The 233-nt window shown below is 68.2% G+C and carries 1 pseudogene; it reads right to left on the bottom strand.

Annotation, left to right across the window (positions count from 1 at the left end):
• Nucleotides 1–30: 30 nt before the first annotated feature.
• Nucleotides 31–233: pseudogene (locus AC0CH3_RS18015) on the bottom strand (replication protein A); the annotation flags it as partial.

The following is a 233-nucleotide window of genomic DNA, read 5'->3' on the forward strand; positions in this document are numbered from 1 at the left end:
GAGGTTCGCCGAGAAGTCGCGCGGGACGGATCATGGCGAGGGCCGCAAGGTCCCGCGCTCCATGCTGCGCCGGTGGTCGAAATAATAGGCGTTCGACGTCTGCTCGCGCTGGGGGGCAATCTCGCCTTCGTTGTTCGTCCGGATGCTCCGCCGAACCCAATCGATGAAGCCGCGGGTCTTCAGGCGCGCGCGGGCCTCGATCGCCGCGTTGCGGCTGCCGACTGCCCATGCGG

The sequence above is a fragment of the Sphingomonas sp. AC449 genome (assembly GCF_979253475.1).